The 26,648-nt window shown below is 27.9% G+C and carries 32 protein-coding genes; 5 read left to right on the top strand and 27 right to left on the bottom strand.

The window, feature by feature from the left end; translation table 11 throughout:
* Positions 1-8: 8 nt before the first annotated feature.
* From BUA90_RS00360 to surE, 6 genes are all read right to left on the bottom strand, one after another.
* Positions 9-878, bottom strand: a complete 870-nt coding sequence (locus BUA90_RS00360) for a MurR/RpiR family transcriptional regulator (protein WP_072965385.1) — start codon at positions 876-878, stop codon at positions 9-11.
* Between the two features lie 40 nt (positions 879-918).
* Entirely contained in the window at positions 919-1,458 is a 540-nt protein-coding gene (locus tag BUA90_RS00355; RefSeq protein WP_072965383.1) for a 2-oxoacid:acceptor oxidoreductase family protein, read from the bottom strand.
* Position 1,459: 1 nt separating this feature from the next.
* Positions 1,460-2,281, bottom strand: a complete 822-nt coding sequence (locus BUA90_RS00350) for a 2-oxoacid:ferredoxin oxidoreductase subunit beta (protein WP_072965382.1) — start codon at positions 2,279-2,281, stop codon at positions 1,460-1,462.
* Position 2,282: 1 nt separating this feature from the next.
* Positions 2,283-3,422 carry a 2-oxoacid:acceptor oxidoreductase subunit alpha gene (locus tag BUA90_RS00345; protein WP_094756645.1) on the bottom strand — a complete coding sequence of 380 codons (1,140 nt, stop codon included), beginning with the start codon at positions 3,420-3,422 and terminating at the stop codon, positions 2,283-2,285.
* Complete coding sequence (locus BUA90_RS00340; protein WP_072965380.1) at positions 3,412-3,630, bottom strand: 4Fe-4S dicluster domain-containing protein; 219 nt, start codon at positions 3,628-3,630, stop codon at positions 3,412-3,414. Before BUA90_RS00340 ends, BUA90_RS00345 begins: the two co-directional genes overlap by 11 nt.
* Positions 3,631-3,821: 191 nt before the next feature.
* Positions 3,822-4,586, bottom strand: a complete 765-nt coding sequence (gene surE / locus BUA90_RS00335; RefSeq protein ID WP_072965379.1) for a 5'/3'-nucleotidase SurE — start codon at positions 4,584-4,586, stop codon at positions 3,822-3,824.
* A 122-nt stretch (positions 4,587-4,708) separates the two neighbouring features.
* Between surE and BUA90_RS00330 the strand changes: the two genes are divergently transcribed.
* Positions 4,709-5,347, top strand: coding sequence for a hypothetical protein (locus BUA90_RS00330; protein ID WP_072965378.1), 639 nt, complete (start codon positions 4,709-4,711; stop codon positions 5,345-5,347).
* Here BUA90_RS00330 and mnmM read toward each other — a convergent pair.
* The 8 genes from mnmM to BUA90_RS00290 all read right to left on the bottom strand — a co-directional run bounded on the left by mnmM (position 5,344) and on the right by BUA90_RS00290 (position 11,855).
* Positions 5,344-5,931 carry a tRNA 5-(aminomethyl)-2-thiouridylate-methyltransferase MnmM gene (gene mnmM / locus BUA90_RS00325; protein ID WP_072965377.1) on the bottom strand — a complete coding sequence of 196 codons (588 nt, stop codon included), beginning with the start codon at positions 5,929-5,931 and terminating at the stop codon, positions 5,344-5,346. The two genes, BUA90_RS00330 and mnmM, sit on opposite strands and share 4 nt — an antisense overlap.
* A gap of 16 nt (positions 5,932-5,947) precedes the next feature.
* Positions 5,948-6,418 carry a GNAT family N-acetyltransferase gene (locus BUA90_RS00320; protein WP_072965376.1) on the bottom strand — a complete coding sequence of 157 codons (471 nt, stop codon included), beginning with the start codon at positions 6,416-6,418 and terminating at the stop codon, positions 5,948-5,950.
* A gap of 106 nt (positions 6,419-6,524) precedes the next feature.
* Positions 6,525-7,232, bottom strand: coding sequence for a pseudouridine synthase (locus tag BUA90_RS00315; protein WP_242945005.1), 708 nt, complete (start codon positions 7,230-7,232; stop codon positions 6,525-6,527).
* A gap of 36 nt (positions 7,233-7,268) precedes the next feature.
* The gene (locus tag BUA90_RS00310) at positions 7,269-8,549 is read right to left on the bottom strand and encodes an FAD-dependent oxidoreductase (RefSeq protein WP_072965372.1); all 1,281 of its coding nucleotides are present in this window, start codon (positions 8,547-8,549) and stop codon (positions 7,269-7,271) included.
* Entirely contained in the window at positions 8,546-9,517 is a 972-nt protein-coding gene (locus BUA90_RS00305; protein ID WP_072965370.1) for a sulfide/dihydroorotate dehydrogenase-like FAD/NAD-binding protein, read from the bottom strand. The genes BUA90_RS00310 and BUA90_RS00305 overlap by 4 nt, the downstream gene beginning before the upstream one ends.
* Positions 9,518-9,623: 106 nt before the next feature.
* Positions 9,624-10,724 (bottom strand): D-alanyl-D-alanine carboxypeptidase family protein, encoded by a 1,101-nt coding sequence (locus BUA90_RS00300; protein WP_242945004.1) that lies wholly within the window; start codon positions 10,722-10,724, stop codon positions 9,624-9,626.
* Between the two features lie 71 nt (positions 10,725-10,795).
* Complete coding sequence (gene ytfJ, locus BUA90_RS00295) at positions 10,796-11,215, bottom strand: GerW family sporulation protein (protein ID WP_330390615.1); 420 nt, start codon at positions 11,213-11,215, stop codon at positions 10,796-10,798.
* Positions 11,216-11,240: 25 nt separating this feature from the next.
* Positions 11,241-11,855 (bottom strand): DUF2953 domain-containing protein, encoded by a 615-nt coding sequence (locus BUA90_RS00290; RefSeq protein WP_072965366.1) that lies wholly within the window; start codon positions 11,853-11,855, stop codon positions 11,241-11,243.
* A 241-nt stretch (positions 11,856-12,096) separates the two neighbouring features.
* Here BUA90_RS00290 and BUA90_RS00285 point away from each other — a divergent pair, with 241 nt between their 5' ends.
* The 4 genes from BUA90_RS00285 (at position 12,097) to speB (ending at position 14,916) form a co-directional block, all read left to right on the top strand.
* On the top strand, positions 12,097-12,636 hold the full coding sequence (locus tag BUA90_RS00285) for a helix-turn-helix domain-containing protein (RefSeq protein ID WP_072965365.1): 540 nt from the start codon (positions 12,097-12,099) through the stop codon (positions 12,634-12,636).
* A gap of 15 nt (positions 12,637-12,651) precedes the next feature.
* A complete protein-coding gene (gene speD / locus BUA90_RS00280) occupies positions 12,652-13,065 on the top strand; it encodes an adenosylmethionine decarboxylase (RefSeq protein ID WP_072965364.1) in 414 nt (137 codons plus the stop codon).
* Between the two features lie 146 nt (positions 13,066-13,211).
* Positions 13,212-14,066 carry a polyamine aminopropyltransferase gene (gene speE, locus BUA90_RS00275; RefSeq protein WP_072965363.1) on the top strand — a complete coding sequence of 285 codons (855 nt, stop codon included), beginning with the start codon at positions 13,212-13,214 and terminating at the stop codon, positions 14,064-14,066.
* Positions 14,053-14,916 (top strand): agmatinase, encoded by an 864-nt coding sequence (gene speB, locus BUA90_RS00270; protein ID WP_094756644.1) that lies wholly within the window; start codon positions 14,053-14,055, stop codon positions 14,914-14,916. The genes speE and speB overlap by 14 nt, the downstream gene beginning before the upstream one ends.
* 28 nt (positions 14,917-14,944) lie before the next feature.
* Here the strand turns inward: speB and scpB are convergent, their stop codons facing one another.
* The 13 genes from scpB to ftsZ all read right to left on the bottom strand — a co-directional run bounded on the left by scpB (position 14,945) and on the right by ftsZ (position 26,492).
* Complete coding sequence (gene scpB, locus BUA90_RS00265) at positions 14,945-15,487, bottom strand: SMC-Scp complex subunit ScpB (RefSeq protein ID WP_072965362.1); 543 nt, start codon at positions 15,485-15,487, stop codon at positions 14,945-14,947.
* A 19-nt stretch (positions 15,488-15,506) separates the two neighbouring features.
* The gene (locus BUA90_RS00260; protein ID WP_072965361.1) at positions 15,507-16,253 is read right to left on the bottom strand and encodes a segregation and condensation protein A; all 747 of its coding nucleotides are present in this window, start codon (positions 16,251-16,253) and stop codon (positions 15,507-15,509) included.
* A 311-nt stretch (positions 16,254-16,564) separates the two neighbouring features.
* Entirely contained in the window at positions 16,565-17,596 is a 1,032-nt protein-coding gene (locus tag BUA90_RS00255) for an NAD(P)H-dependent glycerol-3-phosphate dehydrogenase (protein WP_072965360.1), read from the bottom strand.
* 25 nt (positions 17,597-17,621) lie between these two features.
* Complete coding sequence (gene der, locus BUA90_RS00250; RefSeq protein WP_072965359.1) at positions 17,622-18,944, bottom strand: ribosome biogenesis GTPase Der; 1,323 nt, start codon at positions 18,942-18,944, stop codon at positions 17,622-17,624.
* Between the two features lie 17 nt (positions 18,945-18,961).
* The gene (locus tag BUA90_RS00245) at positions 18,962-20,281 is read right to left on the bottom strand and encodes a DUF512 domain-containing protein (RefSeq protein WP_072965358.1); all 1,320 of its coding nucleotides are present in this window, start codon (positions 20,279-20,281) and stop codon (positions 18,962-18,964) included.
* Between the two features lie 81 nt (positions 20,282-20,362).
* A complete protein-coding gene (locus BUA90_RS00240) occupies positions 20,363-20,554 on the bottom strand; it encodes a capping complex subunit for YIEGIA (protein WP_072965357.1) in 192 nt (63 codons plus the stop codon).
* Between the two features lie 18 nt (positions 20,555-20,572).
* A complete protein-coding gene (locus BUA90_RS00235) occupies positions 20,573-21,475 on the bottom strand; it encodes a YIEGIA family protein (RefSeq protein WP_072965356.1) in 903 nt (300 codons plus the stop codon).
* A gap of 168 nt (positions 21,476-21,643) precedes the next feature.
* Entirely contained in the window at positions 21,644-22,105 is a 462-nt protein-coding gene (nrdR, locus tag BUA90_RS00230; RefSeq protein ID WP_072965355.1) for a transcriptional regulator NrdR, read from the bottom strand.
* A gap of 59 nt (positions 22,106-22,164) precedes the next feature.
* Positions 22,165-22,494: a YlmC/YmxH family sporulation protein gene (locus tag BUA90_RS00225; RefSeq protein ID WP_072965354.1), complete on the bottom strand. Its 330-nt coding sequence runs from the start codon at positions 22,492-22,494 to the stop codon at positions 22,165-22,167.
* An 88-nt stretch (positions 22,495-22,582) separates the two neighbouring features.
* Positions 22,583-23,368 (bottom strand): RNA polymerase sporulation sigma factor SigG, encoded by a 786-nt coding sequence (gene sigG / locus BUA90_RS00220; RefSeq protein ID WP_072965353.1) that lies wholly within the window; start codon positions 23,366-23,368, stop codon positions 22,583-22,585.
* A gap of 174 nt (positions 23,369-23,542) precedes the next feature.
* Positions 23,543-24,271 carry an RNA polymerase sporulation sigma factor SigE gene (gene sigE, locus BUA90_RS00215; protein ID WP_072965352.1) on the bottom strand — a complete coding sequence of 243 codons (729 nt, stop codon included), beginning with the start codon at positions 24,269-24,271 and terminating at the stop codon, positions 23,543-23,545.
* 21 nt (positions 24,272-24,292) lie between these two features.
* Positions 24,293-25,189, bottom strand: a complete 897-nt coding sequence (gene spoIIGA, locus BUA90_RS00210) for a sigma-E processing peptidase SpoIIGA (RefSeq protein ID WP_242945002.1) — start codon at positions 25,187-25,189, stop codon at positions 24,293-24,295.
* Between the two features lie 235 nt (positions 25,190-25,424).
* Positions 25,425-26,492: a cell division protein FtsZ gene (gene ftsZ, locus BUA90_RS00205; protein ID WP_072965351.1), complete on the bottom strand. Its 1,068-nt coding sequence runs from the start codon at positions 26,490-26,492 to the stop codon at positions 25,425-25,427.
* Between the last annotated feature and the right edge of the window lie 156 nt (positions 26,493-26,648).

Here is a 26,648-nt window from a genome sequence, read left to right as displayed (position 1 = left end):
GCTAAATTCTAATCTCTATTTTTTAAATATATATCATATTCATTCCATATATTTTCAAGAGTCTTGAAAGTTGAGGTTATTTTGTCTTTTTCCTTCATACTTACACCTACTATTAAGGCGTTTATAAGACTCATTGGAGCTACTAAAGAGTCGACAAATGATGCCATATTACTTCTAGCTGTTAGAGTAAAATCTGCTATTTCTTTTATTGGAGAATAATTACTGTCAGTTATACCTATAATAGCAGCTCTTTTTGTTTTAGCATATTTTAAAGCTTCTAAAGTCTTTTTAGAATATCTTGGAAATGAAATTCCTATTATAACATCTTTTTCATCTATATTTATTAATTGGTCAAAAACATCATTAATACCAGAAGGAACAACAGAAACATCATCAAGTATAAAATTTAAATAAAATCCTAAATACTCAGCTAATACTGTAGAACTTCTAAGTCCTAATATGTAAACTTTTTTTGCTTCCAAAATAATATCAGTTACAGATTGAAAAACATATGCATCTGTTTCTTCTATAGTCTTTTTTATATTTTCTACATCTGCCTTCATTACCTTTTTTAAAATATCTTCTTCATCATTATAATCACTAGAAAGTTCTAATCTCTGTACAGTTGTAAGTTTCGTCTTTATAAATTCTTGAAGTTCTTTTTGTAATTTTGGATATCCCCCATAACCGAGAGCTGTTGCAAATCTGACAACTGTAGATTCACTTACCCCAACTTTTTCGCCTAACTTTGAAGCAGTCATAAACGCTACTTTATCATAATTATTAATAATATAATCTGCAATTAATCTTTGTCCTTTGCTGAGTTTCTTATAATTTAATTGTATTCTGTTGAGAATATTTAAACTACTTTCCTTCATTTGTAATACCCCTTAAAAATACTTTTTTATTTCTTAAATATTATACACTCTTTACTAATTTATATCCTTCTTCTAAAGCTTTTCTATTTAACTCTTCTGTTCCCTTTGGAACTCTATTTAAAACTGCCTTTTCAAGTTCTTCTTTAGTTACAATATTTGATAATTCTTGTATTACACCTAAAGCAACTATATTGGCAACCATACTCTTACCAACTACATCAGATGCAGTTTTAAGTATTGGCGCTGATACAATTTTTTTTGCTTTTAAGTTTTCTGAAATTTCTATTGAAGAATCTACAACTAATATTCCGTCTTCTTTTAGAGAATCTTTATATTTATCAAATGCTACTTGTGTAAGTGCAAGTAGTATATCTGCTTTTTCAACTTTTGGAAAATCTATTTCATTTTCACTAATTATTACTTCTGCTTTACTTGCTCCGCCTCTTGCTTCTGGACCATAAGACTGAGATTGTATTGCATTATGACCTTGAAGTATAGCAGCTTCAGCTAATATTATACCACCAAGGATAAGCCCTTGTCCACCAGAACCTGTTAATCTTATTTCTGTTTGCATAGCCATACTATCTCTCCTTTTGACATCTTTCTATAATTTTCATATATTCTTCAGTATACTCCGGTTCAGTAATATTTTTAAATTCGCCTATTAAAAATTTTCCTTCAAGTTTTTCTTTAGGTAATTTTTCTGCTACCTTAATATCAACTGCATGGTCTTTTAACCACTTCATCATATCTACAGCAGAACCTTTTTTATTTTTTCTACCATAATATGTTGGACATACACTAATACCTTCAATTAATGAAAAACCTTTATTCTTTATTCCATTTTCTATCAATTTGATTAATTGATTAACATGATATGCAGTTCCCCTAGCAGCATATGTAGCACCTGCTGCAGCTGCCAAACCCGGAATATCAAAAGGTCTATCTATATTACCATAAGGAGCAGTTGTACCAAATTCATTTTTAGGTGTTGTTGGAGAATATTGTCCTCCTGTCATACCATAAATATTGTTATTAAATACTATTGTTGTAATATTAATATTTCTTCTAGCTGCATGTATTAAATGATTACCTCCAATTGCCGCACAATCTCCATCACCAGTAATTACAATAACTTCCAATTCTGGCTTTGCTAGTTTTACTCCCGTAGCAAAAGCTAAAGCTCTACCATGGGTAGTATGAAGAGTATTAAAATCCATATAACCAGGTGCTCTTGATGAACAACCTATTCCTGATACTATACAAACTTTATCTTTATCAAGTCCAAGATTATCTATCGCCTTAGCAACTGCTCTCATAAGTATTCCATGCCCACATCCCGGACACCATATATGAGGTAAATTATTTTCTCTAAAATACTTTTTAATTAGCTTACTAGTCACTTTATAAAACCTCCTTAACCATGTTAACGATTTCATTAGGAGTAATAACTTCTCCATTAGCCTTTCCTATATGATGCACTTTACAATTTTCTTTAACAACTCTTTCAACTTCTAGAACTAATTGTCCTAAATTCATTTCTGCTACTACAATTGATTTAACTTTTTTGCTCAATTCATAAACTTCTTTTTCAGGAAAAGGCCATATTGTAATAGGTCTAAATAATCCTACTTTTATACCAGCTTCTCTTAGCTTCTTTACTGCACTTTTTGCAGACCTTGCACTGCTTCCATAAGATAAGATAACTATTTCAGCATCATCAGTCATAAACTGTTCATAATCGATAATATCTTCCAAATTTTTATTAATTTTATCCATAAGTCTGTTCAATAATTTTTCAGCTACCTGTGAACTGTTGCTAGGAAAGCCTGTTTCATCGTGAATAAGTCCTGTAACATGAAATCTGTGTCCATCTCCGAAAGCAGCCATTGCTGGAACAAGTTCTCCTTCTTTTACATCATAAGGTAAATAATTTTCATCTTTATCTTCAGGTTTTTTTCTATCTATTATCTCTATTTCGTCTTTATTAGGAATTTCTATTTTTTCTCTCATGTGTCCTACAACTTCATCAGTTAAAAGTATTACTGGCGTTCTATATTTTTCAGCTAAATTAAATGCTCTTATAGTCAAATCAAAAGTTTCTTTAACAGAAGAAGGACTTAATGCTATAACAGGATGGTCTCCATGTGTTCCCCATCTAGCTTGCATAACATCACCTTGTGCTGGTGCAGTAGGAAGTCCTGTACTTGGTCCACCCCTCTGAACATCTACAATAACTAGAGGTATTTCAGCTATTGCAGCATAACCTATATTTTCCTGTTTTAATGAAAATCCCGGTCCGCTTGTAGCAGTCATAGATTTTAATCCTGCTAGTGATGCTCCAATGGCAGCTGCTATACCACCTATTTCATCTTCCATTTGAATAAATTTACCTCCAACTTTTGGCAATTTAACAGCAGAAATTTCAGCTATTTCTGTTGAAGGTGTGATTGGGTATCCACTATAAAATCTCATTCCTGCAAATATCGCAGCTTCTACACAGGCTTCATTTCCTTGCATTAACTTTATATTTTTATTGCTCATCATCAATACCTCCTAAATAAATAGCATAATCAGGACATCTCATCTCACACAAACCACATTTTATACAATTTTCAATATTTTTAATAATTATCTTATTATCTTCGGCTATGGCTAAAACGTCTTTTGGACAAAATTCAACACATATTCTACAGCCTTTACATAATTCTCTTTCTACCTTCAAAATAATATCATTTTTATTCTGATTCAACTTTTGAACCCCCTTCAAAATATCTTCAAATAAATAATAACAATTTTACAATAATAATGCAATAAAAATTTCATTTTAATTTAGTTTATTTTGAAAAATGAAACTAAAATTGCATTTTGTATCCCTTAATTTTAGTATGACAGTTTAATTTTATATCTGTATACAATAAAAAATAGCACTTATTTAAAGTGCTAAATACTTTTTAAATCCCATTTTTTAATTTCTTCTATTGCTTCAAATTTAGTCAAATCAAAATGAATAGGAGTTATTGAAATATAATTGTCTTCTACACAAGCTATATCTGATGATTCATTTTGAATTTCTTTTACTATTTCACCACCTAACCAGTAATATTCTTGCCCTCTAGGGTCTATTCTTTTAATAAAAGAGTTTTTATATCTTCTAATTCCTAAAGTAGTTACCTTTATACCTTTGACTTCTTGCCTGCTGCAGTCTGGAATATTAATATTTAATAAAGTATTATTTGGAAGTTCTTTTTCAAGCAATTTTTCAGCAATTTTCAAGCTAAAATCTGCACCAAAATCATAATCTATATCTTTTTTACTAACCATTGATATTGCTAAAGATTTAAATCCATGTATAGCTCCTTCAATAGCTGCTGAAACAGTTCCAGAATAAAGTACATCTGTTCCAAGATTAGGACCGTCATTAATTCCAGAAATTATTATATCAGGTTTAATATCTAAAATAGCTTCTATTCCTAGTTTTACACAATCTGTAGGTGTTCCGTTTACAGCCCAAGCTAAAATATCGGTATCAAAAAATTTGACTTTATTTACCCTTAATGGATGATGCATAGTAATTGCATGTCCAGTAGCACTCCTCTGTCTATCTGGAGCTACTACATAGACATCAAACTTTTCGCTTAATTTTTTAGCTAGTTTATATATACCTTCAGCAAATATGCCATCATCATTTGTAACTAATACTTTCATTTTTTCACTTCCTTACTATGTTGTAATTAATAAAATTAAAAATTATAAAAATTTATAACTCATAGTTAAGTAATATTATTCAAATAATAAATACATATTCATTCTATGATAGGAGTGATATTTTGATACTTATTGATGATTCAGGCAGCGGAAGTTTAATAGGCGGAACTATTATTGGAATAATGAGAACAGAATCGGGTGAATTTCTCTATGATGTCATTCCTCTTGAATACTATTCTCCCAGCTTATTCAAAAAAAAATCTTATTTAGATAAAGTAGTTGATATTGTTTCAAATTTATTTAATAAGCTCGATGTAAGACAAAATGAAAACATTTTTGTCTGTAGAGGGTATATGTTTGATAAATTGAGAATTTGGCTTAAAAACAATCATTATAATTTTACTAATACAAAAATTGAAGAACCCCTACAATCTAAAATTGAAAAAACATTTGAAAATTATGCAATAAATCTAGGCTTTCCAAAAAGATATATTAGTTATACTAAATATCCTTTTCATTTTCACAGAATACTTTGCTGGGTATATGCAGATTATGAAAATAGAGTAAAACTTTGTAAAACCGGCTGGAAAAGTTGGCAAAAATACGGCAATCTACCCATAAATATTTCCTATCAAAAAATAAATAAATCAAAGTATATATGCTTAAAATGCAATCGACGTATTAATGATAATAGTTATGTAAAAATAATAGAGTTTACTAGTATAAGACCTCAAAAAATTTATCTTCACAGCAGCTGTTAAAAAACTACGTCTTTTGACTTTTTTTCTAAAGCTAAAACAAAAGGGGGATTGTTAATTTGATTAATAAACTCAAGTTTTAAAACATTTATATATTTTTGGTCAATTTTTTCCAGAAATTCTAATAATTTAATTTTTTCTTCAAATCCTTCCTTATGTCCGGGATAAACAACTATAGTCATCACACCATTTAATTTCAAAACTTTTATTCCCTTTTTTATAGCCTCAATAGTCGTATTATATTTTGTCGTTATGTTGTGATCAGCCTTTGGCAGATAACCTAAGTTGAACATAATTGCAGAAACTTCTTCTTTTACATATTTGTCAATATTTTCATGACCATCTTCTATTATAACTGCTCTATCAATTACATTTTCCATTTCAAGTTTTTTTATAGTTGTCATGACTGCTTTTTTCTGAATATCAAATCCATATACTTTCCCGCTGTCTCCAACTAGATTACATAAAAAAACTGTATCATTTCCATTTCCAATTGTTGCATCTACCACTACATCTCCTGATTTCACTACCTTTTTTATTATGTCTTTTGCTAATTGAGTTGCCTTATTCAAATATATAGCTTGCATTTTTACACCTCCAAAATTACAAATTTGACTTGCATGATTTATTAAAAAAGTCTGGCAGTTTTGCTTCAAAAATTTCTATATTACCTTCATCATAATTAAGACTTAAATACTTTCTTAAGTTCTTATAAACACTTCCATTTCTCTTTGTAAAACCTACTTTTTTAAAAAACAGAGAATTTACAGAATCTGATATTACATAAATTTTAGATATTCCTCTTTTATCAGCTAAATTTAAAAGAGCTTTTATAAGTCCATCACCTATATACTGTCCACGAAATTCTTCCTTTACTGCTATAATATCAATAATTCCCATATTATCATCTTCTACATATATGTAACTTGCAAAACCAATTAAATCATTACCATCGTATACTGCCATAGAGTTATTAATTTTTTCATCTAAATTTATTTCTTTATATTTACATTCATATAAAAGATTACTAATGCAAATTTTATCTTTTTCAGACGGTATTTCTATTTTTATCATATTTTTTCACCTTCCACCTTACCTTTTCTTTTGAATTAAAAAAATCAAGAAGTTAAGAGTTGCCAGCAATTAATTGAAAAATTTCTTGAACAACTCTTAACAAATTTTATATTGATTTTAAATAATTTACCTCTTTTTCACTCAAATATCTCCAACTGCCTTTTTTTAAATTTCCCAAAGATAATTTTCCTATGGCTATTCTCTTTAAAGTTATAACTGGATGACCTAGTATATCCATCATTCTTCTAATTTGTCTATTTTTACCTTCATGAATTATAATTTTTACTAAACAATTCTTTTTATATTTTTCTATCAATTTTATATTTGCTGGAGCTGTAATATATCCACCAATGTCAATTCCACTGCAAAATTTTTTCATCTTTTCTGCTGTTATAATTCCTTTTATTTTAGCTATATAAATTTTATCAATATGATTTTTAGGATGAGTTAATTTATTAGTCAAATCTCCATCATTAGTTAATAATAACAAACCAGATGTATTATAATCTAATCTTCCAATAGGATAAATTCTTTCATCAATTCCACTTATCAAATCAATAACTTTTGGTCTGTTAAATTCATCAGAAAGTGTAGTTACATATCCTTCCGGCTTATTTAACATTATATATATTTTTTTATCTTGTATAAATACTTTTTTGCCATTAAAATAAACTTCATCTTTATCTGGGTCAATTTTTACTCCCATTTCTGTAACTATCTTTCCATTTACTTTTACTTTTCCCTGTTTTATATATTCTTCAGCTTTTCGTCTTGAAGCAATACCTGCCATAGCAATATATTTTTGCAATCTCATACTGCATATCTCCTTCATCATTTGTAATTTTTAAAATTAAACTATCTTTTCTTCAAAAATATTTATTAAGTTCAATCTTTTTATCTTCTTTTTAAGAAATTCTCTATCAGTTGAATATAAGTTAAGCTCTTTCATTCTATCAAAATATACTGAACCAGCAAATGTAAATCTATTTTTTAGTCCATCTTCCTCTTTAATTTTTTTATTTGCAAATGAAATTAAATCTCCAATAGCTATATTAACAGGCAGTTCAAGCAGTTTCAGTCCTTTTTCATGTCTAACACTATTATGTCCTGCTAAGCTTCCTGTAACTATTGCTTCGGTATGTCCAACGAAAAGACCAGATTTTTCACCAGCACAAAATAAATTGTCAATACCTTTTACTTTCATAGAATTTTCTCTAGGTGCAATAGACAAATATCTTATAGAATTTCCTATACCTCCTGAATAAGGGTCTTCAAATCTTGCATTTTCTAATCCTTTTATCTTTCTTAATTTTTCTAATGGATAAAAAGGTGCCATAAGTTTTGCATGACCTGTATCGAGTAGTATAATATTTTCGGCAAATTCTTTTAAAGCATATTGCTGACAAACCTTTACTTTTAGTTTATCTAAATTTATATCTTCTTTAGGTAGAGGAAGTATTACTACTCCTTTTTCATTTAATTCTCTTACAATTTCCTCACTTAAAGAATCTTTATTCAGCTTACATGAACCACTAAACGCACCATATGAACCATCACTTCTCTTTCCAAGTATATCTTCTATACCTGCTTTCATACTGATACTTACCCTTGGTCCAAATGTAGGACATCTAAGTATACACATAGCACATCCATTACCATATTTCAAGCAGTTTCCCATAGGACCTGTTGAACCCGTAGTTTCTATAAATACATCTCCATAAATTATATCATTATTTGCAAGAACTATTCCATTTATAGTATTATCCTTCATTTGAACATCTACAACACGTGTTTTAAATTTAATTTCTATTCCCATTTCAATTAAATATCTTCTAACCATTGGTTCCATTTTGCATACATCATATAAACTAGCATGTTTATGTCCGGGAAAATCTATATTTACATGTCTTGATGCTTTATCTGTCAATTTAAACAAATCACCTGCACCCAGTAAAATAGCTTCTTCAGCAGCTGTATATCTTCCATTATTTCTCATTATTCCTCCAACATTTCCAAGTCCTAAAAGCATATCTGTCCGTTCTAACAATAATACGTCTGCACCAGCTTTTTTAGCAGTTACTGCTGCTGCACAGCCTGCCCATCCTCCGCCAATTATTATGACTTTAGTCATCTATCTTCTTCCCCCTTTCTGACTATATAAGCAGAATCTATCTGTGCTTTACAGGTTTTTATAATATTTTCTCCTATTTTAACTGCACATGAACCACAAATTCCTTCACCACAACATATTTTTTTATTATTTGAAATAACATATTTTGTTTCAGGTGAAAATTTTAACAATAGCTTGTTTATTTCTTTATGCTGCCTTTCAGAACCACCACTGTAGCAGAGCTCATATTTATTATTTTTAAGTAATTCTTCTATGAGAATTTTTCCACTTTCTGAAGTGATATCCGATTCAATTACAATAGCATTTAATTTGTTTAAATATTCATAAATAAATATTTCTTCCAATTTTCCCCTATCCAAAATTAATGTAACTTTATTATTGTTTTTAACTAAATACTTAGAAACTAAAACAGCTGGAGCTAATGCTACTCCTCTTGCAACTACTAATGTATTTGAATTTAAAGTAGTTTTAAGAGCTTTTATACCAAAAAGTCCATTCCAATAAGGTCCTCGAACTATTATTTCATCTTCTAAATCTATCAATGATTTTGTTTTGCTTCCTATTATTTGTACCGCTATATGAATTTCACCTGTGTTTTCATCTGAATACATAACTGACATAGGTACATCAAAATACTCAGATTTATCGGGATTTCTTACAAATACATAAGAACCCGGCTGCTTTAACTGTCTTGCTAAAGTTTTTAAGACTGCAATTTTAAATATGATTAAATTTTTTCCAATAAATTTTTTTTCTAAAATTTTTCCATTAAAAGATTTTCTAGTTTCTTTTGCTTTTTTATTATTCCAAACATATTCTTGATAAATACAAACCCCCCTCCAATTGCAGTCACAAAAACTTTTTCCCTGTAAGTGTGAACATGTAATACAATCATTTGTTTCTGCTAAATAACATGGGCAGTATTCACTACCGGCATCAATACATTCATACATTATTTTTTCACTCACTTAAATCCCTCACTTTTAAAAATAGCCTTATAATATTAGAATATTGATTGACAATTAATTCTGTTACATAAAAATAAAAAACTCCTGAAATCAGGAGTACAAAAAATTATTTTCTTTTAAAAATATTTTTAATAAAATCTAAAAAACTGTTCTTTCTAATATCTTCTGTTGCTATAAGGTCTGCTGTAGCAAGTAATTTATCTCCAATATACACTTTTGCTTTTCCTAAGATTTGTCCTTTAGCAACAGGTGCTTGAACTTTTTTTCTGTTTTCAAATACAACTATCACCTTTTTCTCTTCTTCTTTTTTTACTGGTATAATAATATCTTGCTTTACTGCTAAATAAGATTTATTCTTTTTTCCATTCAATACTGTAAAACTTTTTACTCTTTTATTTTTACTTAAGACTTTATAAGGTCTATATTTTTTAAATGATTCCTCCATCAAGTTGTAGCAATCTTCAAACCAATTATAATCGTTTAAAACTACACTTATAATTTGCATACCATTTCTAGTAGCAGATGCAACTAAACATCTTCCAGCTGCTTTTGTATATCCTATCTTAACTCCATCTCCACCACTAAACTGTCTTAAAGTTTTATTTTTATTATAAAAACAATTATATCCTTTTCTGTTTGCAATCCACCTCTTTGTACTTACAATTTTTTTAAATTCATCATTTAATAGAGCTTTTCTAGTTATCAATGCTAAATCATAAGCTGTAGTATAATGATTTTTGTGATGTAAACCATGAGGATTCATAAAATTAGTATTCTTCGCACCAATTTCTTTAGCTCGTTTATTCATCAATTTTACAAATTCTTCAACACTTCCAGATATATAATTTGCAATTGCTACTGCTGCATCATTCCCTGAACAGAGCATGAGTCCATACAGTAAATCTTCTAATGTTATTATTTCGCCACTTCTTAAATAAATAGAAGAACCTTCTATTCCAACTGCATTAGGCGGTATTTTAACTTTTTCATCTAAATTACTATTTTCTACTGCTAGTAAAGCAGTCATTATTTTAGTAGTACTAGCCATAGGCAGTTTTTTATGAATATTTTTAGCATATAAAATTCTACCTGTTCTAACTTCCATTACTATAGCACTTGAAGCAGAATTTGCCCACGATAAGTTAGGAATTAAAAGTGCACTAATAATAATTAAACAGATAAATTTTTTTAAATTTAAATATTTCAATATCATCACTCCATTATTATGTGCAAAATACAAATAATTCAATAAAGAGCGGTATTTTATTTATCCGCTCTTTAATTTTTATTTTCTATTCTTTTTTCCGGTTCATCTTTTCCTTTGCTTTCTAATTTATCAATAAATTTTGATGTTAAATTGACTAAGCTTTCAAACATATTTGCATTTTGATCTACTGAAACTAATTTTATCTTATTATTTCCAACTATCATAAAAGCAACGGGCTGTACTGATACTCCTGCACCTGTTCCTCCGGCAAATGGAAATTTATTCATATCTTCTTTGCTATCAGAATCATTATTATATTTATATTCTCCTCCACCTGATGCAAATCCAAAAGAAACCCTTGAAATTGGAATTACAGTTGTTCCATCTGGAGTTTCTACAGGTTCTCCCACAATTGTATTTACATCAATCATTTCTTTTAAACTTTCAAGTGTAGTTTTCATAAGAGCCTGAATAGGATATTCATTCAACATAAGCACCACCTTTTAAGTATTAAAATCACAAATATTTAACTTTTAAAAATTTCAATCCTGCTATAATAATATAGCCCATTTTAATACTAAATATACAATTTATACTTGTTTTAACTTTACTACTTTTAAAATTTGGTATAGCTTTTAAATCTAATTCTTTAAAACAAATATTTTTACTGAATAAAAAAGAAAAAATATTTGTTTTTAATATGTATATCAATCCCGTAAAAAAACCTGTAAAAGCCGGGTCATTTAATCCAACTTCAGTATTCCAATATAAATACTGCCAATAAGATTTTTTTATCAAATAATCTATTGGCATATGATATTTTCTTATAATTTTTTTGATTTCTTTTATTTTATTTAGGATATCTTGGATAGAAAGTTTTTCGTTTTTTTCACTGATAATTCCAGTAGTCATTGTATCTTCACTTTCTTCGTTTATCTCTAATTTTACATCTCTATTTTCAATATCAATATCTATCAAAGGAATTTCTTTTTTATACTTGTAAATTCCGTAAAAAAATTTTACAGTTATAACTATTTCATCATTTTTATTATCTTTTAAAAACTTAATATTTATATCAATATTTGACATAATTATTAGAATTAAAAGAACTATTATAATTCCTACAAGCAATCTAACTACCTCCTATAAATCCATATATCTGTATCATTAACAAATATTTGCTTTTTCAAACAATAAACTAAAATTTTATTTAAATTTATTTTATAAATTAAAAATTAGCTATTGACTTTTTTTAAAAAAAATATATATTTAATATATGTAAACAAAAAGTTTAATAAAATTAAATAGTAGTATTACTAAACATATGGTTTAGTAAAAATAATTTTTTATATTTTTAACATGGGGTGGTATTTTGAATATTGGCGAAAAAATAAAAAGACTTAGAACTTTAAATAATTTAACTCAAGATGAATTAGCTAAAAGATGTGACTTGACAAAAGGCTTTATATCTCAAATAGAAAGGAATTTGACCTCTCCCTCAATAGCTACATTAATGGATATTTTAGAAGCTCTGGGAACAGATATTAGAAACTTTTTTAATGAAGAAGTTGAAGAAAAGATTGTTTTTACAAAAAATGATATATATGACCTCATAGACGAAAATTTAGGTTATTCTATATCGTGGTTAATTCCAAATGCTCAAAAAAATGCAATGGAACCTATTTTATTGACGCTTCTGCCAAACAGCAAAACTAAAATTGATGCGCCCCATGAAGGTGAAGAATTTGGATATATTTTAAAAGGGAGAGTTATCCTTCATGTTGGAAAACAGTCATATAAAATAAAAAATGGAGAAAGCTTTTATTTTAAATCAAATAAAACCCATTATTTAGAAAATTCCTACAATAAACCTGCAACAGTTCTTTGGATATCTACACCACCAACTTTTTAGAAAGGAGTGCTTTTTATGAAAATAGAATCACTAGGAAGACATATTTTAGCTGAATTTTACAACTGCAATCAAGAAATAATCAATGACCACAATTTAATTGAAAGGTATTTAATTGATGCTGCTAAAAAAGCTAATGCAACAGTAGTTGAAAGTTGTTTTCATATGTTTAATCCTTGGGGAGTAAGTGGAGTTGTTGTCATACAAGAATCTCATCTCACTATTCACACATGGCCTGAACTTGGATATGCTTCTGTCGATTTATATACTTGTGGTGATGAAGTAAATCCTTGGATTGCTTTTGAATATCTAAAAGAAAAGCTACAAGCTGAAAAAACTGAAACGATTGAAGTTCCTAGAGGTATGGTTGATAAAATAAAAAGATTTACTAAAGAAGAATATACCGATGTAAAATACAAAGTGGGTATATAGTCCCACTTTTTTGTTTTGTTTTACTAATTTTCTTAGAATAACAGTAATGACAATATTAAGCAACTAATATTTTCCTATAATAGATTTATATAATTTTATTTTTTTCATATAATAATTTATGTATATATTCAAGGAGGTATATGTTCATGGAATTATGGTATTCGGAAAAACATACTGATAATGTAAGTTTTTCATTAAAAATAAAAGAACATCTTTTTTCAGCACAAAGTGATTTTCAAAGAGTTGATGTACTGGCTACTTATGAATATGGTAATCTTATGACTTTAGATGGACTTGTTATGGTTACTGAAAAAGATGAATTTATATATCATGACATGATTGTCCACCCTGCTTTAGCAGTAAATCCTAATATTAAAAAAGTATTGGTTATTGGTGGTGGAGATGGAGGTACTGTGAGAGAATTGATGAAATATCCTGCTATTGAACATGTTGATATGGTTGAAATAGATAAAATGGTTGTAGATGTTGCAAAAAAATTTTTTCCAACTATTTCATGTGAATTAGACAATGAAAAAGTAAGTGTACTATATGAAGATGGAATAAAATTTGTAAAAGATAAGGAAAATACTTATGATTTGATATTGATAGATTCAACTGACCCTATAGGACCGGGAGAAGGTCTTTTTACAACAGACTTTTATAATGACTGCTTCAAAGCTTTAAAAGAAGATGGTATACTAATAAATCAAAATGAAACTCCAGTTTATGATAAATTCTTTGAAGTAGGTATTAGCTCTTATAAAAAACTAAAAAAGATGTTTCCTATTGTTGAAATTTATCAAGCTCATATACCAACTTATCCCGGCGGATACTGGCTTTTCAATTTTGCATCGAAAAAATATAATCCTGTAAAAGATTTAAAATCTAAAACATGGAATTCACTAAATATCGATACGAAATATTATAATACAAATCTTCATAAAGGTGCTTTTGCAATACCAAACTATGTAAAGGAGAAATTTAACAATGGAAATGTTTAATAAGTACTGTTTTATAGGCTGTGAAGATAATTTTGAAGAAAGCAAATTAGTTATTTTTGGAGCTCCTTTTGATGGTACTTGTACATTTAGACCCGGTTCAAGATTTGCACCTTACAAAATCAGAATAGACTCTTATGGTTTAGAAACATACAGTCCATATTTCAATAGAGATTTACTTGATTATAAAATCCATGATGCAGGTGATATAGATATTCCATTTGGAAACACGATTTCAACATTAAAAAAAATAAAAGATTTTTCTAAAACTATTATTAACAATAATAAAAAACCTCTAATGATAGGTGGAGAACACTTAGTAACTCTACCTGTTGTAGAAGCTCTTTATGAAAAGTATAGTGATTTAATACTACTCCATTTTGATGCACATACAGATTTAAGAGATGATTATATGGGAGAAGTTCTTTCACATTCAACTGTAATCAAAAAAATTTGGAATTTTCTCGGTGATAATAGAATTTTTCAATTTGGAATTCGTTCTGGCTTGAGAGAAGAATTTGAATGGGCTGAAAAAGAAGGACATACTTTCATAAACAAATTTAATTATGATAAACTTAAAGATGTTGTAAATTTAATAAAAGACAAGCCAGTCTATGTAACTATTGATTTAGATATATTAGACCCATCTGTATTTCCCGGAACAGGTACTCCTGAACCCGGCGGTATATCATTTAATGATATGATTAATATATTAAAAACGATTGATAGTTTAAATATAATCGGTGCAGATATAGTTGAATTAGCACCTGATTATGACCCAACTGGAGTATCTACGGCAGTAGCTTCAAAAGTATTGAGAGAGTTAATTCTTATACTTGCAAATAAAAAATAAGAGGCATATTTAATTTTTATTATGCCTCTTATTCTTTTTTTAGTAAAAAATCTAATTTTTCTATTTCTTCAACTTCAGGTAGTTCATCTAAACTTTTAAATCCAAATGTCTTCAAAAAAACATCTGTAGTTCCATACAAAATTGGTCTACCTATTTTATCTAATCTCCCCTTTATCTCTATTAACTCTCTTTCCAATAAAGTATTTATTGCCTTATCACTTTTTACACCCCTTATATTTTCAATTTCATACCTCGTTATAGGCTGCTTATAAGCAATTATAGCTAAAACTTCTAATGTAGGCTGAGACAATCCTTTATTTTGAGATGTAATACAGAGTTTTTCTATATATGGATGACTCTCTATTTTCGTACATAATTGATAACAATCATTAACTTGTATTACTCTTATTCCTCTATTATGTTTTTCCATTTCATCTTTAAGCTGTAAAACATTTTTTTTCACTTCTTCTTTAGATATATCAAGTACTCTCGCTAATTCATTTATATGAAGTGGCCCTCCCCATACAAACAATATAGATTCAATTATAGATTTTATTTCTTTATCATCCATTTTTAAGTTTTATTCCTCCTTAGCCTATTTTAAAAATAATTATTTCATCAAATAATTTATCTTGTTTAACTGATATTTTTTTCAATTTTAATAATTCTAATAAAGCCAGAAATGTTACTATTATTTCTAATCTGCTGGTATTTTTGTCAAACAGTTCGTAAAATTTAATGCTCTCAACTTTTTCAAGTTTTTTTTGAAATAAATTTATTTTATCCTCAACAGTATAGATTTCTCTTTTCAGTTCTTTAAAAAATTGTCTTCTATTTTTATCTATTTTATTAGTTTTTGATAATACCTTTTTAATAGCATTAACTAACAATTTTTCTTCCATACTCATATTTACCAGCTTAATTTTATCCTTGTTTATATAACTTTCTAAATCATCTTGATTTTTAAAAAACACCTTTCCATATACTTCTTCTCTACTCTTAAAATATTCTGCTATATTTTTAAACTTTTTATATTCAATCAATTTTATTACTAAATCTTTGCGAGGGTCTACTCCCTTGACATCAAATTCAAGCTGCTCTTCTTCAGCATTAGGTAAAAGCATTTTAGATTTTATTTCAAGCAAAGTAGCAGCCATTACGAGAAATTCACTTGCTACTTCCATATCTAAACTTTTCATTTTATTAATATAAGATAAATATTGATTTGTAATATCTGATATAGGTATATTGTATATATCAATTTCGGATTTTTCGATTAAATGAAATAATAAATCAAAAGGTCCTTCAAATGTCTTAAGTTTTACATTATAACTCATAAAAGCACCTTCATTTCTATTAAATGTAATAATTACTTTTTATATGCCATAACTATAAGTATTATAGCACATTCATATTTTATTTTTTATCAAATATAGCTTTTATTAACTATAAATTTATTATGTTAACTTTAAGTTTTAAAAAAGCACCTATAAAATATAGATACTTCAAACTGTAAACAAAATAAGACTAAAAGATTGAAAAAATAAAAGCGAATAATTATAAAGCTTTAGTAAAAAAACTTGATAAATAGTTTCAGAAAAATGCATATGCTTTAACAGGCAGGATGGTAAGCCAGCTCTTATTGACATTACCATCCACTTATATTTTGCTCAATAACTTCTTCTATTTCATGAGTTTTACTTCTACACATAAGACTGTAAACCGATTCTCTTGCAGAATATCCTTCATATATGATTTTATATATTTCTGCTGTTATAGGCATTTCAACATTGTATTTTTGAGATAATTTATATGCCGCTGATGTAGTATATACGCCCTCAACTACCATACCTATAGATGATACTGCTTCTTCAAGTGAATGTCCTTGTCCCAATAATATTCCACATCTGCGATTTCTACTATGCATACTTGTACAAGTAACTATGAGGTCGCCTATTCCCGTAAGTCCAGCAAAAGTACTTGAATAAGCTCCCATAGCTACCCCTAATCTAGCTATTTCTCTTATTCCTCTAGTCATTAATGCTGCTTTTGCATTATCTCCAAACCCTAAACCATCACAAATTCCTGCTCCAAGAGCAATAACATTTTTTAAAGAACCTCCAATTTCCACGCCAACTACATCTGGATTTGTATATACTCTTAAATTTGGAGTAATAAAAATATCTTGAACTAATTCTGCAGCCCACCTATTTTTTGAAGCAGCAACAATTGTAGTAGGTATCTTTCTAGATACTTCTTCTGCATGAGATGGCCCTGAAAGAACTACATAATGATTTTCAGGAAAATAATCATAAACTATTTCAGATATTCTCATCAAGCTACCTTTTTCTATTCCCTTTGATACATTTACAAATAACTGATTAATATATACACTATTTTTTATTTTTTCTAAAACACTTCTTATAGCTTGTGAAGCAACTGCAAGAACAATTATTTCACAATTTTTTATACAGTCAATAATGTCAGTAAAATAATAAACATTATCAGGTAATTTAAAACCAGCTAAGTATCGTTTATTTTCTTTATATTTAATTAAATCATTTATATCTTTTTCATTTCGTGTCCACATATGAATTATATGATTTTTTTCAGCCAAAGTTAGAGCCAAAGCAGTTCCCCAACTGCCAGCTCCCAAAATGGCAATTTTTTTTCTCTGCATATTTTCAACCTACTTTCCAATAGATTTAAAAGTCTCTCTTTTTTTCTCTACATTCGATAACAATAGGTGTACCTTCAAATACAAAATTTTGTCTTATTTGATTTTCTAAATACCTTATATAAGAAAAATGTGCTAATTCTTTATCATTGACAAATAATACTATTCTAGGAGGCTTTACAGAAACTTGAGTAGCATAATATATCTTTAACCTCTTGCCTTTATCTGACGGAGGCTGATTTAAAAGTATTGCTTCACTTATGACATCATTTAAAGCTCCAGTTGAAATTCTCAGAGAATGTTGATTAGAAACGTACTTTATATATTCTAAAATTTTATGAACTCTTTGTTTTGTCTTAGCAGATACAAACAATATAGGAGCATAAGACATAAAAGATAATTGATTTCTTATATCTCTTTTATATTCATTAAAAGTATGATTGTTTTTTTCTACTAAATCCCATTTATTTATTATTATAATACTAGCTTTTCCAGCTTCATGAGCATATCCTGCTATTTTTTTATCTTGTTCAGTTACTCCAACTGTAGCATCAATTACTAATAGACAAACATCGCTTCTTTCAATTGCAGTTAATGCTCTGATAACACTATATCTTTCTATATTTTCATATATTCTGCTCTTTCTCCTTATTCCTGCAGTATCAATAAATACATATTTGTCCTCATTAAATTCAAATGGCGTATCTATTGCATCACGAGTCGTACCAGCTATATCACTGACAATAACTCTTTCTTCTCCTAAAATCGTATTTATAAGCGAAGATTTACCAACATTTGGTTTTCCGATAACAGCTACTTTTATTACATCTTCTTCATATTCATCTTCACAGGTTTCTGGAAATTTTGAAATTATTTCATCTAATAAATCTCCTAAATTAAGACCATTTACAGAAGAAATAGGTATCGGTTCTCCCATCCCTAATGTGTAAAAATCATAAAAAGTATCAGGCAAATTATTAGTATCCACCTTATTTACCACAAATATTATTGGCTTATTTGTCTTTCTCAACATAGAAGCTATTTCTTCATCTGCAGTAGTAATTCCTTCTTTTCCATCAACCATAAAAACTATAACATGAGCTGTTTCTATAGCAATTTCTGCTTGTCTTCTCATTTGTGATATAATAACATCTTTGGAATTAGGTTCTATACCCCCAGTATCAATTAATGTGAAGTGTCTATTTAGCCATTCAACATCTGTATATATTCTATCTCTTGTAACACCTGGTTTATCTTCAACTATTGATATTCTTTTTCCTGCAATTTTATTAAAAAAAGTCGACTTGCCGACATTTGGCCTACCAACTATTGCAACTATTGGTTTAGACATATGAATTCCTCCAATAATCATTCTATAATTTTTTTTATAAAATCTTTTCCATTTACTTGTGAAACTAATACTTTAGTTTTTAATCTTTTTTCTAATTCCTTAACTGAAATATCATCTAAAAAAATATCCTCATCTGATTTTAACATACTTTTTGGTATTATTACTCTATCACCTAAATATTTTCCATTAAGCTGTTTTATAATATCCTGTCCTGTTATTAAACCTGCAACTGTTATTGTTTCACCAAAAAATTCATTTTTTATTACATGAACTGTTATATTTAATTCTTTAAACTTATTCATCAATTTTTTAGCTAATCCTTCAATAAATTTTTTTGCAGATGTTCCTGTAATAACACTTACATCTTTTTTTACTTTTAAATTTGAAGGAAGCTTTTTTAAAAAACTTAAAAATTCAAATTCAAATTTTCGTATTAAACCTACTCCATTTTCTATTTGAGGAAAACCTTCATACTCTTCATATTCTGGCAAATCATAATCAGCAGTTATAAAAAATTCATCAGATAAATATACAAAATTCGTATTAATCTTTTGCTTTAAAAAAGACTGCCATTTTTCTATTTGCTTTATAACTTCAATAGACTGCTGTTTCGTAAAAGGTTTTAAAGGAAATAATTTTTCTCTATATTTTGTAACACCAACAGGTACTATGGCTAAACTATGAAGATTAGGATATAGAGGATATAAATCTTCAATTGTTCTATCGAGCTCATCTTTATCATTTATATTAGGACATAAAACTATTTGTCCGTTTATTAGTATTCTATTTTTAGTTAATTTATTTAATCTTTCTAATATATTTCCTGCTGTTTTGTTATTTAACATCTTTACCCTCAATTGAGGATTAGTAGTATGGATAGAAACATTAATCGGACTAATATTGTATTCTATAATTCTATCAATATCTTTATCGGATAAATTTGTCAAGGTTACAAAATTCCCCTGTAAAAAAGATAATCTTGAATCATCATCTTTGAAATATAAACTCTTTCTCATATTTTTAGGTAGTTGGTCTATAAAGCAAAATATGCATTTATTTCTGCAGTGATTTGCTTTATCAAGTATAGGATTGGAAAATATTATTCCTAAATCTTCATCATATTCTTTTTCTATTTCTAAAATCCAAATTTCTCCATTTTCTTTTTCTATTTCTACTTCTAAATATTCATCTGCTGTATGATATAGATAATCAATAATATCGTTAATTTCCCTGCCATTTATTGAATGAAGTACATCTCCTGGCTCAATTCCAATTTCTTCTGCAATACTTCCTTTTACAATATTTGCAATAATATTCTTATTGTGAAATTTGTTCATTTCTACACCTGCTTCATAAAAAATTAAAAATATATACCATTTGTTATATTATAATGAATATGTTTAGTAAGTCAAGTAAAATTAATGTCTAACTACAACATAGACTCCATTTCTCAAGTCATGAACCATACCTAGAGTAATTTTTGCAATAAGCAGAGCTGTTTTTTCCTGCTCATCTTCATTATTTACATAAAAAACGGGTGCTGTTGAAGATGTTACATTTTTATTTAAAGTTATAATTGCTATTATGTTTTCTTTAATTCCAAAATCCATATTACTACTCCTTTCTTATTAATTTAAGTTTGCCTCTAAAGGTTTTCTCCTACAAGTTTCCAAAACGGGTGTTTTTTTTACAACTTCTATTAATAAATCCTGATTAGGCTTCATAGGTATAAATGCCATGACAAGATTTCCATTATGTGGGTTTCTTCTTATAAGAGGCGTAAAATCAGGTTCATCAATATCTTTCCTAATTCCAAGTTGTGTAGCTGCTTGATGCTGAATAGCTTGTCTTTGTCCCATATTTGATAATGTTTCACGAGCATTAGCATCTTTAGGTATTATTTCTATTGCAATTCCTATTTCTTTATAAATTTTCCTAGAATCTTTTAAACCTATATTCATTATTACAACATCATTAACCATAAGCAGAGGTCCATCAAAACTGATTTTAGCTGGTACAACCTCAGCTATTTCTTCTACTAACTGTCTTGTTAAAAATCTCTTTAATATTGACATTATTATAAATCCCGTAATAAATCCAAATACAACTTGAAATCCTTTATTTACTTTAAAAAAATTTAAAACGTTCATGGATATACTTGTAAAAAGTGAAGTGAGTATAACCATATAATTTCTAGCTTCAAAAGCTTTTGCTATATCTTCTATGTATGCAGTACCTCTTGGAACTAATTCCGTAGATTCTATATTATCTAAACTCTGTCTTTCCATATTTCTTACATCTCTAAACTGCTGAGCTGCTAATACTAAAAAAGTAACTGCTCCAAATTCTTTTGTAGATAATGCCGGTACTGCTACTGCACCTAAAGATGCAGCTATTAATCCAAGCGTTATATGTGATAAAAATCCTTGTGGATAACTTGGATACTGTCTATGGTCAATTTTCATCATATATGCTCTTGCAAAAACTCCTGTAAGTATCGAAACTATTATTGAAACTATGTAGTTTTGCATAATTAACCTCCTTTTATTTTTTCTGTTATAAGTTTTTTCTTAATTATTATTTCACAAAATCCTTTTTAAAAATCAACAAGGTTGTATTAAATTAAAAAAGAATGGTCTAGTCATTTTTCAGATAAACTGAACTATGACAACCATTCTTTCGATTTTAAATTACAATATTTAATTATTTTTTTCTCTCAATATCTTCTTCAATTCTTCCATAAAAGTATTAATATCTTTAAATTGCCTATATACAGAAGCAAATCTTACATATGCTACTTCATCTAAATTTTTCAGTTCATTCATTACTAGCTCACCAATATATTTTGAAGAAATTTCTTTTTCCAAACTATTATTCAAATGTCTTTCTATCTTATCTACTGTTTCTTCAATTTTTTGCATAGATATTGGCCTTTTTTCACAAGCTCTAATAATTCCATTCATTATTTTACTTCGATTGTATGACTGTCTATTTCCATCTTTTTTTACAACTATAAGTGGTATTTCTTCAATTTTTTCATATGTCGTAAATCTTTTTTTGCATCTAATACATTCCCTTCTTCGTCTTATTGCTTGTCCTTCTTCTGTAGGTCTTGAATCTACTACTTTTGTTTCATGATGAAAACAATATGGGCAATTCATATTAAACTAAACCTCCTAGATTAGTTTACTAAAATTATATACCATACAATCTGTTTAGTCTAATATAAATCGTCTTTTTTTTCTTCAAAAGTTTTCTTATTTTTCTTTATTTCTGTTATTCTTGAGACAAATTCTTTTTCTTCTTCATATAAAGGGTCTTTTATATCAACTAATATTACATCCTGTCCGATTTTAACTATTTTTTTCCAAGAAATTATGTAATCATTGTCTTTACTAAATATTTTTAAAAATTTATTTTCCTTTGGAAGAATAATTGCATCTATCCTATTGTTTTCTAGATTAATTTCTAAATCTTGTATATAACCTATTCTCTTTCCATTTGCTAAATTTATCACTTCTTTCATCCTCAATTCAGTAATAGTTATCATTTACTTCACCTCTACTTAATAAATACTTTTCAAAATAATAATATTTTAAAAATTGATTTTTATGACTATATAAAATAAAAAAGACCCCTTATATGGAGTCGCTTATGTATTTTCTCATATGTTTTAAAGCTGTTTTTTCAAGCCTTGAAACTTGTGCTTGAGATATTCCTATTTCTTCTGCTACTTCCATTTGAGTTTTTCCTTTAAAAAATCTAAGTGTCAATATCAATTTTTCTCTATCATTTAATTTTCTAAGTCCTTCCCTCAGTGCAATTCCTTCTAACCAAGTTTCATCTACACTTTTTTCATCACTAACTTGGTCCATCACGTAAATTGCATCTCCACTATCTTGATATATTGGTTCTGATAAAGATATTGGGTCTTGAATAGCATCTAATGCAAAAACTACGTCTTCCTTAGATAGATTTAATTCTTTAGAAATTTCAGTAATAGTAGGTTCTTTAGCATTTTTATTCAAAAGTTGTTCTCTAACTTGTAACGCTTTATATGCTTTATCTCTTAATGACCTGCTAACTCTAATAGCATTATTATCTCTTAAATACCTTCTTATTTCACCAATAATCATAGGTACAGCATATGTTGAAAATTTTACGTTCTGACTCAAATCAAAATTATCAATTGCCTTAATGAGTCCAATACATCCGACTTGAAATAAATCATCAACATGTTCTCCTCTATTATTAAAGCGTTGAATAACACTTAATACCAAACGTAAATTGCCTCTTATAAATTTTTCTTTTGCCTTTTTATCTCCATTATGAATGAGCGGAAATAATTCTCTCATTTCTTTATTTGTAAGTACAGGTAATTTTGATGTGTTAACTCCACAAATTTCTACTTTGTTATTATACATCTTATACTGCCTCCTTTTTCCTTAATTCCCCCTTTCATTATCAAATTATTGCCTAATAAATAATTTTTAATACTCCATATTGACTTAATACAAAAATTGGAATATAAAATATACAATCAACAATAAAACTGTTTTTGAATGTAAAAAAGATGGCTTTATAAATTTTTGCCATCTTCAAATCATTCTATTTATTTCCTTTTTTAATCTAAAAATAATTCTCTTTTCAAGTCTTGAAATATATGATTGAGATATTCCAAGCATATCAGCAACTTCTTTTTGAGTTTTTTCTTCTCCATTAGTTAGTCCGAATCTCAAATCCATTATTTTTTTTTCTCTTTTAGTTAGTTTCTTTAATGCTATTTTTAACAATTGTTTATCAATTTCTTCTTCTAAATTTTTATAAATCAAATCGTTATCAGTTCCTAAAATATCTGATAATAATAATTCATTTCCATCCCAATCTATGTTAAGCGGTTCATCTATTGATATTTCCGTTTTGACTTTATTATTTCTTCTTAAAAACATAAGTATTTCATTTTCTATACACCTTGAAGCATATGTAGCCAATTTTATTTTCTTATTTGGGTCAAAAGTATTTACAGCTTTTATCAGTCCAATAGTACCAATTGATATTAAATCTTCAATTCCAATTCCTGTATTTTCAAATTTTCTTGCTATATATACAACAAGTCTTAAATTTCTCTCTATTAATACGCTTCTAACAGATTCATCACCTTGTTGAAGTCTTTCTATAAATAATGCTTCTTCTTCTAAACTAAGTGGCGGAGGCAGAGCTTCATTTCCACCAATATAATATACTTCTTCTTCAAAAATATTTAATTTCCTCATTAACTTAAATATGAAAATTTTTATATTCAATTTAATCTTTTTTAAAATAGACATATAAGACCCTCCTAATTCTTTTTAAACTAATATATCTGGATTAATTAAAGCTTTATAATCTCCATTTCTTGAAAGTTTATTTGTAGATATTCCTATGATTGTCTTATCAATGCTTATTTTTTTTCCTTCGTCTTCCATCTCAACATAATCAGGTTTAAAACCTATTAATATTCCATTTTGTTTTCCTAAAGATGTATATGGAATAATCCTAAATCGACTAACCCATCTACTGCGACTTAATATATCGATTAATTTTTCCAATTCATTTAAATTATCATCTCTTATAAAATTTCTTATTTCTTCAGGTAATAATTCCTCAATGGCACTATATTCTACAATTACTACAGGAAATTTGCTAATAGGGTCAGACAGTGAATTTCCTGTATCTATTAAAGCATTTATGCATTTTTTCTTTCTATCAAATTCAATAACAATTTTTTTTAAAATTTTTTCTTTAGAAATTTTTGATTTTATATAATTCATTGATATTAAAATCAATATATATCCTATGGCAGCAGAATACATTAAAATTCTTATACTAATACTATCCGTATAAAAAATTCCATTACTCACTATTGAATTAAAATTTGTAAAATAAAAAATAGCAAATGTTGTTCCGCCAAATATAAATGATATTAAATAAAATAAACACATATATTTAAAAAACTTTTTGAATGTTTCAGGTGTAAATGAAATAACAATAATCAGCATAGACACAACTAATTTCATTGAAAAAGTAAGTAAAAAATGTAAATTAGGAAAAAAAATCACAAATGAATATAATGCTCCTACAATTGCCCCCAATACAATTTTTATATTACTACCTTGATATTTAGAAAAATAACCTGTAATATGCAAAATAATAAAATTCATAAGTAAATTTTCTAAAAATAAATATTCTCCATATACTTCAATCATTTCATACCCCCCAAAAATAAGGAGACAGTTTATTAATATATAACATATTCAATATGTTATTCATATATGTCTATTATATTAATCTTATATCTAAAAAAATGTCATTCTTTGAAGTCGAAGGCAATTTTTTATTCTATAAATTATTAAATAAATCGACAAAAAATAAAAAGACTATTTAAAATAGGTTAGCTATTTTAAATAGTCTTTTATCATATAAATAATTATATTTTTGTTTTTATCTGTGTCTTCTTAAAAAAGTAGGAATATCTAATATTTCAGTATCATTAGTATTTCTATTATTTTGCTCAACTACATTATCAGCTTTTAAATTTACTTCATTATTTTTATTATTTTGTTCAAAACCTGTAGCAATTACTGTTATTCTTATTTCATCTTTTAAACTTTCATCAATAACAGCACCAAAAATTATATTGGCATCTGGGTCAGCAGCTTGAGAAACTATCTCAGCAGCTTCATTTACTTCAAATAAGCCTAAATTTGAACCTCCAGTTATATTAAGTAAAACTCCTTTTGCACCATTTATAGATGTTTCAAGCAAAGGACTTTGTATTGCTTGTTTTGCAGCTTCAGCTGCTCTATTTTCTCCATTTGCTTTTCCTATACCCATGTGAGCAAGTCCTTGCTCAAACATTATCGTCTTTACATCTGCAAAATCGAGATTTACAAGTCCGGGTATTGCAATCAAATCGGAAATACCCTGTACACCTTGTCTTAACACATCATCTGCTATTCTAAAAGCATCTACAATTGATGTCTTTTTTTCAACTACTTGAAGTAATCTGTCATTTGGAATAGTAACTAAAGTATCTACTTTTGTTTTAAGTTCTTCTATTCCCTTTTCAGCATGCATCATTCTTCTTTTACCCTCAAAGATAAAAGGCTTTGTAACTACTCCAACAGTCAATATACCTATTTCTTTAGCGATTTCGGCAACTATAGGTGCTGCTCCTGTTCCTGTTCCACCACCCATACCTGCTGTTATAAATACCATATCAGCTCCTTGTAGAGCTTGATATATATCATCTCTGCTTTCTTCAGCAGCTTTCTTCCCTATTTCAGGGTTTGCTCCAGCACCTAAACCTCTTGTCAGTTTTTCTCCGATTTGGATTTTATATTCAGCCTTTGAAGTAAATAAAGCCTGTTTATCAGTATTTATAGCTATAAATTGAACTCCCTTTAAACTGGAATCTATCATTCTATTTACAGCATTATTTCCACCGCCGCCAACACCAATTACCTTTATTTGTGCAAATTGTTCTACATCAATATCAAATTCTAACACGTAATAACCCCCTTCATGAAGATGAGCAAGTATTTCATATTGTCAATATGTAAATTAATCTTTTTTCAGAAAAAATAAAATAATAATTATTATAAAAACTGCTTTGCTACATAGTCTTAATAGTAAATTCAACAAAACATTTTAATATCCTTCTTT

It is taken from the genome of Caminicella sporogenes DSM 14501, from assembly GCF_900142285.1.
Classification (GTDB): Bacteria; Bacillota; Clostridia; order Peptostreptococcales; family Caminicellaceae; genus Caminicella; species Caminicella sporogenes.
The sequence above is the reverse complement of the archived record's forward strand: the minus strand, read 5'-3'. Positions and strand labels throughout refer to the sequence as shown.